Source organism: Gluconobacter sp. GP1, from assembly GCF_032913585.1.
Taxonomy (GTDB): domain Bacteria; phylum Pseudomonadota; class Alphaproteobacteria; order Acetobacterales; family Acetobacteraceae; genus Gluconobacter; species Gluconobacter cerinus.
In genome coordinates this window covers 118,761-131,262 of the sequence record NZ_JASGXC010000002.1, presented here as the reverse complement: position 1 = coordinate 131,262, position 12,502 = coordinate 118,761, and the positions used below count along the sequence as shown (strand labels likewise).

18 protein-coding genes are annotated in these 12,502 nt (G+C 56.0%); 10 read left to right on the top strand and 8 right to left on the bottom strand.

The annotated features are described in order from the left end of the window. The first annotated feature begins 178 nt into the window (after window positions 1-178). Entirely contained in the window at window positions 179-424 is a 246-nt protein-coding gene (locus R5H23_RS05160; RefSeq protein ID WP_317214709.1) for a hypothetical protein, read from the top strand. A 10-nt stretch (window positions 425-434) separates the two neighbouring features. Here the strand turns inward: R5H23_RS05160 and R5H23_RS05155 are convergent, their stop codons facing one another. Together R5H23_RS05155 and R5H23_RS05150 are read right to left on the bottom strand one after the other, a co-directional pair. Further along, window positions 435-1,199 (bottom strand): ABC transporter ATP-binding protein, encoded by a 765-nt coding sequence (locus R5H23_RS05155; protein ID WP_317214708.1) that lies wholly within the window; start codon window positions 1,197-1,199, stop codon window positions 435-437. 4 nt (window positions 1,200-1,203) lie between these two features. Continuing rightward, window positions 1,204-2,043, bottom strand: coding sequence for an ABC transporter permease (locus R5H23_RS05150; RefSeq protein ID WP_046900057.1), 840 nt, complete (start codon window positions 2,041-2,043; stop codon window positions 1,204-1,206). Between the two features lie 122 nt (window positions 2,044-2,165). Here R5H23_RS05150 and queE point away from each other — a divergent pair, with 122 nt between their 5' ends. From queE to R5H23_RS05135, 3 genes are read left to right on the top strand one after another with little or no spacing between them, the layout of a single operon-like run. Then, window positions 2,166-2,807 carry a 7-carboxy-7-deazaguanine synthase gene (gene queE / locus R5H23_RS05145; protein WP_211499893.1) on the top strand — a complete coding sequence of 214 codons (642 nt, stop codon included), beginning with the start codon at window positions 2,166-2,168 and terminating at the stop codon, window positions 2,805-2,807. Further along, the gene (gene queC / locus R5H23_RS05140; protein ID WP_317214707.1) at window positions 2,804-3,505 is read left to right on the top strand and encodes a 7-cyano-7-deazaguanine synthase QueC; all 702 of its coding nucleotides are present in this window, start codon (window positions 2,804-2,806) and stop codon (window positions 3,503-3,505) included. The genes queE and queC overlap by 4 nt, the downstream gene beginning before the upstream one ends. Beyond that, window positions 3,502-4,035, top strand: coding sequence for a 6-carboxytetrahydropterin synthase (locus R5H23_RS05135; RefSeq protein ID WP_317214705.1), 534 nt, complete (start codon window positions 3,502-3,504; stop codon window positions 4,033-4,035). The genes queC and R5H23_RS05135 overlap by 4 nt, the downstream gene beginning before the upstream one ends. A gap of 6 nt (window positions 4,036-4,041) precedes the next feature. Here R5H23_RS05135 and folE read toward each other — a convergent pair whose 3' ends face one another. The 4 genes from folE to R5H23_RS05115 form a co-directional block, all read right to left on the bottom strand. Then, window positions 4,042-4,680 (bottom strand): GTP cyclohydrolase I FolE, encoded by a 639-nt coding sequence (gene folE / locus R5H23_RS05130; protein WP_046900061.1) that lies wholly within the window; start codon window positions 4,678-4,680, stop codon window positions 4,042-4,044. Window positions 4,681-4,688: 8 nt separating this feature from the next. Next, the gene (gene folK, locus R5H23_RS05125; protein ID WP_317214703.1) at window positions 4,689-5,576 is read right to left on the bottom strand and encodes a 2-amino-4-hydroxy-6-hydroxymethyldihydropteridine diphosphokinase; all 888 of its coding nucleotides are present in this window, start codon (window positions 5,574-5,576) and stop codon (window positions 4,689-4,691) included. Next, window positions 5,573-6,337: a dihydropteroate synthase gene (gene folP, locus R5H23_RS05120; RefSeq protein WP_317214701.1), complete on the bottom strand. Its 765-nt coding sequence runs from the start codon at window positions 6,335-6,337 to the stop codon at window positions 5,573-5,575. Before folP ends, folK begins: the two co-directional genes overlap by 4 nt. Window positions 6,338-6,666: 329 nt before the next feature. Then, window positions 6,667-7,431: a DsbA family protein gene (locus R5H23_RS05115; RefSeq protein WP_317214700.1), complete on the bottom strand. Its 765-nt coding sequence runs from the start codon at window positions 7,429-7,431 to the stop codon at window positions 6,667-6,669. A 201-nt stretch (window positions 7,432-7,632) separates the two neighbouring features. Between R5H23_RS05115 and R5H23_RS05110 the strand changes: the two genes are divergently transcribed. Then, on the top strand, window positions 7,633-9,027 hold the full coding sequence (locus tag R5H23_RS05110) for a gamma-glutamyltransferase (protein ID WP_317214699.1): 1,395 nt from the start codon (window positions 7,633-7,635) through the stop codon (window positions 9,025-9,027). Here R5H23_RS05110 and fliP read toward each other — a convergent pair whose 3' ends face one another. Further along, a complete protein-coding gene (fliP, locus tag R5H23_RS05105; RefSeq protein WP_046900066.1) occupies window positions 9,028-9,765 on the bottom strand; it encodes a flagellar type III secretion system pore protein FliP in 738 nt (245 codons plus the stop codon). Beyond that, a complete protein-coding gene (locus tag R5H23_RS05100; protein WP_086633792.1) occupies window positions 9,762-10,055 on the bottom strand; it encodes a flagellar biosynthetic protein FliO in 294 nt (97 codons plus the stop codon). Before R5H23_RS05100 ends, fliP begins: the two co-directional genes overlap by 4 nt. A gap of 206 nt (window positions 10,056-10,261) precedes the next feature. Between R5H23_RS05100 and flgB the strand changes: the two genes are divergently transcribed. Genes flgB through R5H23_RS05075 form a run of 5 tightly spaced genes read left to right on the top strand, consistent with a single transcriptional unit; the run spans window position 10,262 to window position 12,499 of the window. After that, window positions 10,262-10,654: a flagellar basal body rod protein FlgB gene (gene flgB / locus R5H23_RS05095; protein ID WP_317214698.1), complete on the top strand. Its 393-nt coding sequence runs from the start codon at window positions 10,262-10,264 to the stop codon at window positions 10,652-10,654. A 13-nt stretch (window positions 10,655-10,667) separates the two neighbouring features. Then, window positions 10,668-11,075: a flagellar basal body rod protein FlgC gene (flgC, locus tag R5H23_RS05090; RefSeq protein ID WP_046900069.1), complete on the top strand. Its 408-nt coding sequence runs from the start codon at window positions 10,668-10,670 to the stop codon at window positions 11,073-11,075. A gap of 3 nt (window positions 11,076-11,078) precedes the next feature. Next, on the top strand, window positions 11,079-11,399 hold the full coding sequence (locus R5H23_RS05085; protein WP_046900070.1) for a flagellar hook-basal body complex protein FliE: 321 nt from the start codon (window positions 11,079-11,081) through the stop codon (window positions 11,397-11,399). A 3-nt stretch (window positions 11,400-11,402) separates the two neighbouring features. Continuing rightward, window positions 11,403-11,675 (top strand): flagellar biosynthetic protein FliQ, encoded by a 273-nt coding sequence (locus R5H23_RS05080; protein ID WP_086633790.1) that lies wholly within the window; start codon window positions 11,403-11,405, stop codon window positions 11,673-11,675. Then, window positions 11,672-12,499, top strand: coding sequence for a flagellar biosynthetic protein FliR (locus R5H23_RS05075; protein ID WP_317214697.1), 828 nt, complete (start codon window positions 11,672-11,674; stop codon window positions 12,497-12,499). The genes R5H23_RS05080 and R5H23_RS05075 overlap by 4 nt, the downstream gene beginning before the upstream one ends. Window positions 12,500-12,502: the final 3 nt, after the last annotated feature.

Here is a 12,502-nt window from a genome sequence, read left to right as displayed (position 1 = left end):
AGAGTGGCCACTAAATCCCCTCCCAAAAAAATTTACAGTAAAAAACGGGATTTTCCGTCTTTTAGCTTTTTAGTAATTAGCGTTACATTTGGCTACAAAGAGCCTTTAATTTCGTAAGAAATTCTTAACCTCCCAAGAAGAAACTCTAAGCATCCTCTCATCTTCTCAGGGTGCACTTATGTCTTCCATTTCTGCTGTTAGTACCGCTTCCAATATGTCGGCGCTCTATGCCACAGCAACCGGCCAGAGCTCGAACGCGTCGTCCTCCTCTTCTACCGCCGAAGAGACAACCACGACGACAAACGCTGATGGCACTGTCACCACCACAGTTACAGATTCGTCCGGCAATATTATTTCTGAAAGCACAACAAGCAGCACGTCTGGAGCCACTGACAAAAGCAGGAGCCTGGATACGATGGCCTGAACCGACTCACTCAGGCTGTGAGGTAAACCTCCAGAACCTCATCCGGAGGTCCATCCATCCGGATTTTCCCATTTTCCAGCCAGATAACCCGCGTACACCATTTCCGCATAATATCTGGCTGATGGGTTGAAATCACCAAGATATCCGCGTGCTGAACCATGGCTTCCAACCGTTCCCGTGCCTTGTTCATGAAGGCACCGTCACCGGCCAGGAACCATTCGTCCATGAGCAGAATCTGCGGCAACATGGCTGTTGCTAAGCCAAAAGCCAAGCGAACCGTCATTCCTGAGCTATAGGCTTTGACGGGCATATCCATATAACTGCCCAGATCAGCAAATGCCTCGACATCCTGATCCAACTGCGCCGTCTGCTGCTTGGAAAGGCCACCGTGCAGCGCAAACAGGCGGATATTTTCGCGTCCTGTCAGCTCCATGTTCATGCCAAGGCTACTATCCAGCAATGTCCCGATTGAGCCTTCCAGGCGAACACGCCCGTGTACTGGCTCGTAAATACCCGCGAGCGAACGAAGAAGCGTCGTTTTGCCGGCACCATTTCGGCCGATCAGACCAAGCCGCTCACCCGGCGCGAGACTGAAGCTGATATCTTGTAAAACGCTAACAATAGTTCTCTCACGGCCATCCTGAACAAGATGCGCTGCCGGAGAACCAGGACGAAGACTGGATAACCTGTCCCCTACATGCCGCTTCAATGAGCGACTTTGGCCATGGTACAGGGGAAAATCGATCCGAAGCTGATCAACGACAATACTTGGCATTACATCAGATCCAGTATGGAATACGGGCACGCATACGACAGAACAATGCAGCAGCAGCAGCCCAAAGAAGGATGCCCTGTCCGATAGCGGCATACCAAAGAACGGGTCTGACCTCGTACCCCATGAGTGGGCCACGCATGACTTCAATAATGGGGTAAAAGGGATCGAGCAGTAGATATTGGCGCCCGGCGTAGATCAGATCCGGCTTCCAGATCACGGGTGTGACGAAAAAGAAGATCTGCAGTAGTGACGCCATGATCGGGGCAATATCCCGAAAGCGTGCCCCCAGCATGCCAATCAGCAAAATGATCGAAAAACTGTCCAGAAGCCAGAGCGGAACGCTCAGAAGCAGGCTCCAGCTCTGCTTGGGCCAGATATGATAGATGCCAAACACAACGGCAATCACGACCACGTTGTGAAGTAGCATCAGCACGTTACGGACAATCAGTCGAATAACCGGCAGCGTGGCGGGAATTCTTCTGGCATGGAATAGCGACGTACTCTGAGTAAAAGCCGTTGCGGCATCATTAATGACGCCGCTGACATACCCCCACAATACAATCGAAAGCGACAGGAACGGCAGGTAATGCGGCAGATCCATATGGAAAAGATAGCCGTAGACCACCCCCATGGCTGCCGTCATGATTGCGGTCGAAAGTGTCAGCCAGAATGGCCCCAGCACTGACCCGCGATATCGGAGCTTGATGTCCAGCCAGCCAAGAGCAACAGCCAGTGGCAGCAGCCGAAAGCCGGCCTTCAGGTCATCCAATGCGGCCCGGATACGGCCGAATCCCTTCTGCGGAGCCAGATCGAGTATGGGAGTACGGGAGTTGCTGTCTTCCATGGGCTTCTCCCTACCATGAAAGACGTTTCTGCCCACCCCTGCGGGCCGTCGAAACACCTGTCCGCAGATAAAAGAATGTTTTCCCTTGCATCTGGCCGCGTCCTCGCCGAAATGCTGCGGTCATGTCTTATGCTGTGAAGGAAATGTTCGTCACCCTCCAGGGAGAGGGTGCGCAGACGGGTCGCGCCTCGGTATTCTGCCGATTTGCCGGGTGCAACCTGTGGTCAGGCCGAGAGCAGGACCGTGAAACGGCAGCATGCCGCTTCTGCGACACGGATTTTATTGGAACCGACGGTGAAGGAGGCGGCCGCTTTCAGGACGCTGCCACTCTGGCGGATACGATCGAACAATGCTGGCAAAGCGTCGCTGATGCTTCGGGCCGCCGTTATGTTGTGTTCACGGGAGGAGAGCCACTTCTCCAACTGGATGCGGAACTGATTGCTGCCGTGAAGGCCCGGGGGTTTGAGATTGCCGTTGAAACCAACGGAACAATCGCCGCACCGGACGGGATCGACTGGATCTGCGTCAGCCCCAAGCCGGGCGGCGCCCTGGTCCAGAAAAATGGCTCGGAACTCAAGCTCGTATATCCACAGATCGAGCTTCCGCCCGAACTGTTCGACACGCTGTCTTTCCAGCACTTCTGGTTGCAGCCAATGGATGGACCTAACCGCCTGGAGAACACGCAGGCTGCTGTTGCGTATTGTCTGGCACATCCGCGCTGGCGCCTTTCCCTGCAAACTCACAAGATGATCGGAATTCCATGAGCAACGCCGCCCTCGTCCTGTTTTCTGGCGGCCAGGATTCAGCAACCTGCCTCGCCTGGGCTCTATCCCGTTTCGATCGTGTTGAGACGGTAGGTTACGCTTACGGACAACGACATCTTGTCGAGCTTGAGTGCCGTGACACCCTGCGCGCGCAGATGGCAGCCCATTCTGCAGAATGGAAAGCAAGGCTGGGCGAAGATCATACCATTGATCTGGCATCCCTTGGCGCCCTGTCCGAGACCGCTCTGACCCGAGAAGCCGAAATTGGCTTCAACGAAAGTGGTCTGCCCAATACCTTTGTGCCAGGTCGCAACCTGATCTTCCTGGCGTTCGCAGCAGCATTGGCTTATCGTCGCAACGTCAAGCATATCGTTACGGGCGTCTGTGAAACCGATTATTCGGGCTACCCCGACTGCCGCGACGATACGATCAAAGCATTGCAGGTTGCCCTGAACCTGGGCATGGACCAGCGCTTCGTGCTGCACACACCCCTGATGTGGATCGACAAAGCCCAAACCTGGGATCTGACGGAAGAACTTGGCGGAAAAGCGCTCGTAGATCTTATCAATCAGGAGAGCCACTCCTGCTATATGGGAGATCGCACACATCAGCACGCCTGGGGTTATGGCTGCGGCACATGCCCGGCCTGTCAGCTCCGTGCTGAAGGATGGCGCCGTTATTGCGAGAGCAAAGCATGACCGCAGAACTCGTCTTTACGCGCCGTTTCTGCATGGGCCACAGGCTTATTACTGGCACCAGTGAGAAGTGTGCGGTTCCGCATGGGCATAATGAATATGTGAAGGTGACACTCCGGCCCGTTGACGAGAAACGACTGGACGGGCACCAGAACATGATTCTGCCATTCGCAGAGGCCAAAACCCGCTGGCATGACTTTGTGGATAACAGTCTCGACCATGCTTTGCAGCTATCGGAGCAAGACCCGTTGCTGGCATGGTTCCGGGATCACGAGCCTGAACGCGCACGCAGGATCGTCGTCACGCCAGGCGACCCCACGACCGAGGTCATGACTGCCCTTCTGCTTGCCAAGCTGACAGCCATTCTGGCCGATCAGGGCGGAAAGCTCCGTGTTCATGAAATTGAGCTTGAAGAAACCCCGACCAACACGGTCAAGCTCAGCGGCGATCCCTCATTCTATCTTCCGCAAGTCGATCGCGCTGCCCACGCCTGCTGGTGGAACCGGGCAGACATGAGCATATCGGATTTTTAAAGCCTGTCAGCTTCGCAGAAGAGACAGGATCTCCATGCGGGCTGCATGGTCATGCTTCCAGGTTCCACGAGCAATCATTGTAACCGTAGTGGAACCAGGCGAGCGTACACCGCGCATACTCATGCACATATGCTCGGCTTCAATCACAACGAGAACAGCTTCCGGCGCCAGTACATCCTCCATGGCCTGCGCGACCTGATCGGTCAGGCGCTCCTGCAACTGGGGACGTCGAGCAAAACCTTCCACAACGCGCGCCAGCTTACTAAGGCCCGTCAAACGCCCGCCTGCCGGCAGATAGGCCACATGCGCCTTACCGTGCACCGGAAGAAGGTGATGCTCACACATGGAATGGAAATGGATATCTTTGACGATAACAGCACCATGGTGCTGGTCTGCTGAGAACTGCGTCTTCAGATGGTCGCGCGGGTCTTCATACAGACCTTCGAACACTTCGAGATACATCTTTGCCACGCGCTGAGGCGTGTCATGTAAGCCCTCGCGTTCCGGATTTTCCCCGATCGCTTCCAGAATTGTACGAACTGCGCCCGCAATCCGCTCCTGCGCATCGGCAGGCCGAGACAAGCCTTCGAGCGGGCGCAGATCTTCATTGCTGGCTTTTGCAGCCGTGGCGTTCCGGTCAGTCATGTCGGGTTTCAGGCTCCTTCGTTCCCCGAAGCGGCACGATCCGGGTCACGCCGGGTCACATCTCCGCTGGTTCGAGGCAGGACTGCTAGCGCGTCCGCCACTCGACGTCCACCAATCACACGCTCTGCCGCTATTTCCGCCAGAGGTTCGAGAACAAAGGCCCGCTCAAACAGATGACGATGCGGCAGCGTCAAAATGCGGTCAGAAATACTGCATTCATCATAATGAAGAAGATCAATATCGATGGCCCGCGCGCCCCAGCGGACACCCGGCTGCCGACCCAACTCCCGTTCAATCCGCTTACAAATCGCCAGCACTGCATGAGGACGCAGCGTTGTCTGACCCGTTACACACAGATTGACGAATCCCGGCTGATCGATCCCACCCCACGGTGCACTATCGTACAGGGAGGAGACGCTCAGAAGCTGCAAGCCACTCTCCAGAGACAGGCAATCTGTTGCGGCTGCCAGAATTGCCTCACGGTCCCCCAGATTGGCGCCCAGCGAGAACGCAACCTCATGAACCCGCTGGCGCTCAACTGTCGTCGCGGTTTCCGATACGGGATAGGGCACGGGTGCAGACGGCTTACGTACGGTCACAAGCACCTGCTCAACACGCTCCAGACGCCTCAAAACCTCATCAGCAATCCGTCCCGCCAGGGCCTCTATCAGGCCCATGGGCTTTCCGGTCACGATGTCAGAAGCGATATCGCACAAAGTGCCGTAGCAGACGGCCTGAAGGTAGTCGTCTGTTTCGATAGCCCCTGAGAGATCTGCACGAATCTCGATATCAATGATGAAGCGTTGCCCGATCCGGTTCTCTTCCGGCAACACGCCATGATAACCGAACAGACAAAGATCCCGGACAAAGACGGCAGTCAGCGGGGCGGTAATCATTTACAGTCCTTCAGAATCTGGCGCATTGCCAGCGCATCTGCATGCTCCCGAACGTCATGAACACGCAGAATATCAACGCCAGCATCTGCACCGAAAAGATTGGCAGCCAGGGTTCCCGCAAGCCGTTCATCTACAGGACGGCCCAGAAGATATCCAAACATAGACTTCCGGGAGAGCCCCAGAAGGACCGGCAGACCATACTCCTGTTTCAGAATGCCTAGGGAGGCCACGGCCTGGACGTTCTGATCCTGTGTTTTTCCAAAACCAATTCCCGGGTCCAGAATCAGGAAGTCTTTCTTTACCCCAGCCTTCTCAGCCAGATTAAGTGAGTAATCAAAAAACCGGCGCCAGTCCGCCAGTAGGTCCAGTTGATCATCGCAATCATGCCGGTTGTGCATGAGAACCGCCGAGGCTCCCCTGTCTGCCACCACGAACGCCATATCTGGATCGGCCTGAAAGCCCCAAACATCATTGATAACTCGTGCGCCCGCCTGAAGAGATTTCCGAGCGACCACGGCTTTCGTTGTATCGACCGAGATTGGAACGCCCTCAGGCGCAAGACGGTTAATAATCGGCTCAAGCCGTGCCCATTCCTCATCGGCCGGCACTGAGCGAAAACCAGGTCGCGTTGACTCCGCCCCAATATCCAGAATGTCGGCACCGTCAGTGAGCATGGACCGGGCGTGTGCCAGCGCTGTTTCCGGGGCCTGAAAATGACCGCCGTCAGAAAACGAATCCGGCGTAACATTCAGGATACCCATCAATAAGGGCTGTCTTCCTGAAGGGGAGCCAGAAAGACGTGAAGGGCTACTTTCAGACGGAAACAGAGAGAACAGTTTCGATATACCTTGGTGCGAGAAGAGCCGGAGAATCCCAGCTTCTTCAACTGTAAGAGACCTGCATCGTAGTCCGCCCGCATGTGAACGGACAGTGGCGAAGTTTCCGCCTTGCTACATGGAAGACGATCTTCACGAGAACGCCTCCATGTTCATATGGCACTCAATTACGGCACCAATTGGGATCCGAAATTTACGCTTTTCACATTCTCCGGCGACGGACCTTCCGGCACCGAAGAGCTTCTCTTAAGAATTCAGGATTTTCTAGCCTGCTCCAGAAAGGCTTCCATCTGCTCTTCATTAAGAGCTCCCGGAGCGACGGCAGCCGAACCGAAAATAAACGTCGGCGTCCCGTCAAGATTGATGGCACGGCCCTGATCCAGATTGGTCGTGATCAGAGCGACAGTCGCAGGCGAGCTCATATCTGCTTTCAGGCGATCAGCATCCAGACCGTTTGCCTTCGCAAGCTCCGTAATCCGTTCCATGGTCGGCTTGGTGGTATCCGCCATCAGGACCTGACGCATCACGTCATATTTCCCCTGCGCGCTGGCAGCGAAAATGGCCCGGCTATCCAGCACGCTTCCGCTCCCCAGAACTGGAATAACCTTTTCAACCAGACGGACATCTGGATGACGGGCCAGAAAACGATCAACTTCCGGCATCATGGCCCGGCAATATGAGCAACGCGGATCAAAGAATTCCACCACGGTAATTTTTCCGTGCGGATTACCGCGAACAGCATAGTCAGGAGCCGTCTGCAGGTCATGCAGATGCGTTTTTACAGCCTCAAGAGCCGAATCCTGCTTCTGCTGCTCTGCTTTCTCTCGCAGGGAGCGGATGGCGTCCGTCAGAATGGAAGGATCTTCTTTCAGAGCCTGCCGAAGGATCTGAACCACTTCGGCACGCTGTGCAGGCGTAAAGTTTTCTGAGGGGCTTCCCGAAGCGGCCATCGCAGCATTCCCGTAGGAAGAAAGCGCAGCAAAAACGGCGAAAACCGTTGCAGACAGGCGATGTTTCACAGAAGGCTCCGGATTGCAGAAAACGCGGCACCGTAACTGTCCGCGGCCATTAATGAAAGACTGTCACAAAGAGAAGCGACCAAGACCTCTCCCACAACAGAGGGATTACCGTTATGACTGAGCAAACTGAATGTGAGGTCTCTTCCGAATGGGGAGCATCTCACTTGCCGGACCCGAGACCAGATAGTGGAGAAACGCCAGGTGGCGCACCGTCGAAACCAGATTTCCCTCCGCGGCTCCCGTAAGGCAGGCCGCGTGTCGTTCCACCTTCTGGCTTCGGTAGCCTCAGGGCTCCTGCTGACCGCCTGCTCAAGCATTCCTGGCTTCACGTCCCTCGTGGGCACAGCTCCTGCCCCGGCTCTCACCGGCAGCATCGGCACAGTGGTCGCTGACGAACCACAGGCAGCACTTGTTGGCCACGATGTTCTGGCACGCAAAGGCAATGCTGCAGACGCCGCAGTGGCCACAGCCATTGCCCTTGGTGTGACCCTTCCCTCCCGCGCGTCTCTGGGCGGTGGAGGTGCATGCCTCATATCCCAGCCCGGCGTCCCTGCTCAGAGCATCAGTTTCCTCCCTGCTGCTGGTAGCAGTGCAGGTGGCAATCGCCCGGCGTCCACGCCTGCAACGCTTCGCGGCCTGTTCCTGATCCATCACCATTATGGCTCGGTTGAATTCAACGACCTGATCGCCCCCTCGATGAACCTTGCCAGCAACGGTATCACCGTGAGCCGGGCTCTTGCCTCTGATTTGGCGGTCGTACGCACTGCCCTTCTGGCTGACGAAAATGCACGGGCGATCTTCGGTCGTGGCGAAGCTGGAACCCTGACTTCTGGCGATACTCTGATCCAGCCTCGTCTGGCTGGCTTTCTGGAGCGCGTCCGGTCAGCAGGCGTTGGTGATTTGTATAATGGTGCCTTGGCGGACGTTTACAGCACAGCCGCTCAAAAAGCTGGTGGGGGCCTCAACACCAGCGATCTACGCAGAACGCTGCCGGTTGAGACAGTTGCTCTCACCACACAAGCCAACGGCATCAGCGCTTCGTTCCTTGCGCCACCCGCTGATGGCGGCCTTGGCGCAGCCATTCGCTATACAACCGGTTCATCTGCCCAGGGCGCTGTCAGCGCCTGGCGCGCTTCGGGCGCAACGGATATCGCTGCCGCACAGGCAGCTCTGGATAACGGCAAGACAGGAGGTAGCGCTCTTCCTGCACTTCCAGCCTCCACATCCTTTGTCGTCACGGACCGTAATGGCATGGCCGTTGCCTGCAGCCTGAGCGAGAACAATCTGTTTGGAACAGGTCGTATCGCTGGCAGCACGGGCATCGTGCTTGGTGCATCTCCCGCCGCGACACCTCGCCCCCTCCTCGCGGCGGCAATTCTGAGAGACCGTCGCGGATTGAAGGCTGCGATTGCGGCGTCTGGCCAGAATGACGCTGCGGATGCTGTAGGCGATGCGGCACGGGCTGCAACTCAGGGGGCAGAAATTGCCCATTCCGGCGCAGGTCGCGTCAACGCAGTAACGTGCACTGACGGCAATAACTGCCACGGAAACACCGATCCGCGCGGCGCAGGCCTTGCCGCCGGAACAACGAACTGATTACCCGGTAAAGCTTCTTACAAGGCTCCCCGCCACCAGTGACCAGCCATCGACGATCACAAAGAAGATCAGTTTGAAGGGCAAAGACACTGTGCTGGGGGGGAGCATCATCATGCCAAGGCTCATCAAGACACTCGAAACAACGAGATCGATGACGAGGAATGGCAGATACAGCAGAAATCCCATTTCAAAACCGCGCCGCAGCTCTCCAATCATGAAAGCCGGCACAAGAACACGCCACGGTGTGTCCTCAATTTTTTGAGGCGGCTTTTCATGGGCAATGTCCAGAAAGGTTGAAATGTCTGCAGGCCGTGCCGTAGCGGCCATGAAATCATGAAAAGGCTGCGCAGACCGGCTTAACCCTTCCATCTCACCAACCTGCCCCGCCATCATGGGAGCAACGCCTGTATCCCAGGATTTCTGAAGCGTAGGCTGCATCACAAATAACGTCAGAAAAAGCGCCAACCCGATCAGAACGGTGTTCGGCGGCGTGCCCTGCGCGCCGAGTGCGCTTCTCAGCAGCGACAACACAATCACGATCCGCGTAAAGGCTGTCACCATCACCAGAAGACTGGGGGCAAGCGACAAAACGGTGATGAGGGCACTGAGCTGCACCAGCCTGCTGGTCGTTCCAGCCCCGCCGGACTGCCCCAGATCAATACTGACGGCCTGAGCATATGCCAGATGCGGACACAAAAGACAGAGCAGGAGCGCAAACAGGAGAAGGCAGGACTTCACGAAGCCTCCTCCAGCGCTGCAGCAAAACCGGTTCTGTCACCATGCCATTCCAGCAGCACATCCTGACTGCCACCAGTCAATACCAGAACTTCGCGGCTACCGTACCGTATGACTGAAAGTCGCCGGGTACGATCCAAGGCCATCTGTCCCACAAGAGACAGCCCCGCACCGGATTTTCCATGCCCTCCCTGACGAGAGCGGACGGCCTTCAGCAAAGGCTTCAGACCGACAAGAAGCACTATTATGAACATTAACGCCGAACAGGCAGTCAAACCGTCATGGAGAGTCATGGCACCGTATTTCCTTCACTTTGGAAAAGAGTGCCGGACAAAGATTAATAGACGCCTAATAGCGGCTGGAATTCTGCTCATCACGCCCCCGATTATCATCGGAGGCCGGAGAATCATGGATGCTATCAACCATTCATTAAGCACTTTCCGCCATGATCAACTCTATCGGGCCGAAACAGGGTTCTGCATGGAGGGAAACTGCAGCAATGCGCAACACGGACACCACAGCGACCAGTGGCACAAACCTGTTTGCCCTTGGTCAGGACCGTCTGAACTGGCTTCAGGCGCGTCAGCAGGTTCTTGCAGGTAACATCGCCAATGCAGATACCCCTGATTACACGCCCAAGGATGTCTCCCCTTTTGAAGCGGCATTAAGCCAGTTCGAGATCACGCCAACGGCGACGCAGCCTCAACATATAGGCTCATCAGCCTCCGTCATGCATGTGCAAGACGTTGAAACCGAGCAGTCTCTGGATGGCAACCAGGTTTCCCTCGATCAGCAGATGGAACAAGTGGCAGACGTGAGCGACCAGCAGCATCTCGCAGTCAATATCTACGGAAAATACATGAGCATGTTTCAGACAGTTCTCGGCAAATAAGGGGAGCTGACCCATGAACCTCTCCAACACCATCGGCATTTCTGCCAGCGGGATGGATGCTCAGGCCCAGCGCCTGCGGATTGTGGCCGAAAACCTTGCCAACCAAGACACGACAGGCTCCACACCCGGCGCAGATCCCTACCGACGAAAAACCATCACTTTCGCAGAACACGTGGACAACGACACTGATCGTTCCACAGTCGATGTGCAGGAAATCGGCCGGGACATGTCTGACTTCCAGACGAAGTATGACCCGTCTCATCCAGCGGCCAATGCACAGGGCTATGTGAAAATTTCCAACGTGGATTCAATGGTGGAAATGATGGACATGCGCGAAGCCGAACGCTCGTACGAAGCCAACCTCAACACCATGCAAAGCACCCGTACCATGCTGTCCCGCACACTGGACCTGTTGAAATAACTCATGATCACGTCCCTTTCCCAAGCGCATAGCGCATACGCCCAAAGCCTTCAGAGCCGTTTTCAGACAGGAGTGACGGACGACGTTCCTGATGGCACGGCTGCCTCGGGCGATTTCGGCTCTGTCATGTCGCAGGCGGTCAGCAGCGTCATCAACACTGGCCATGATGCAGAAGCACAGTCTGCTGCCGGACTGCATGGCGGCGGGGACATGACCCAGATCGTCACAGCCGTATCCAACGCCCAACTCGCGCTGCAGACGTCCACGGTCCTTCGAGACCGAATGGTGCAGGCGTACCAGGACGTTATGAAAATGACGATCTGACCAATGCAGGCAATCGATCTGGGCGCGATTCTGGAGCAGACCTTCATTGTCGCCCTCAAACTGAGCGCTCCGGCTCTCCTCACTGCGCTGGCCGTTGGCCTGTTGGTGTCACTCTTTCAAGCCGTCACGCAGCTGAATGAGAGCACATTGTCTTTTGTCCCCAAAGTAATCGCCATCGGTGTTGTCATGGTGATGGCAGGCTCCTTCATGACGGCAACCCTACTGACGTTCACCCGACATCTGTTTGATCAGCTCATTCTCGTCGGAACAACGTGACATCGTTTCCTTTTCCAACGGATCTGTCAGGACAGGCTCTGACAGAATGGGCCTTGGCGTTTGTGCTGGTTCTTTGCCGAACGGGTGCGACGGTCATGGTGATGCCAGGACTGGGGGAACAGTCGCTCCCCATGATGATCAGAGCAGGAATTGCCCTGACGCTTACCTTTCTGATCCTTCCCTTGGTTCTCCCTTTGCTGAACACTTCGCAGCTCGACACGCTCGGCCCGATAGCGCTCGCAGGAATGATATCTGTGGAGCTTTTCGCTGGCCTTCTGATCGGATGGATTGCACGCCTGATTACGATGGCGCTCCCTATTGCTGGTCAGATGATCGCCATGTTCATCGGTATTTCCAGCGTGCTCCAGCCAGACCCCGACCTTGGCTCCAGCAGCTCAGCGCCCGCACGCTTCATGAATCTGCTCGCCCCTCTGATCCTGTTGATCACCGGTGCCTACCTTTTGCCAATTCACGCAGTGATTGGCAGCTACAGCCTCATTCCGCCGGGAGGGGCGCTCATGAACCATGCTGCAGTTCCACACTGGCCCATTTTTGGAGATGCCGCGCGCAGTATTATTCAGATGACGGGCAAGGCTTTTACTCTTGGCCTGGAACTCAGTGCTCCATTTCTGATCCTGTCGCTTATCTGGGAAATGATGCTCGGGATCATGACGAGGCTGCTCCCAAATCTACAAATTTATAATACCGCGAACCCCTTACAAATGTTGGGAGGCATTGCGCTCCTGGGGTTAACACTCCAGGCCATGCTGACAGTCTGGCAAGGACAGGCTGTTGATGTGCTCCGCACACTGCCAGGGCTTTGACGC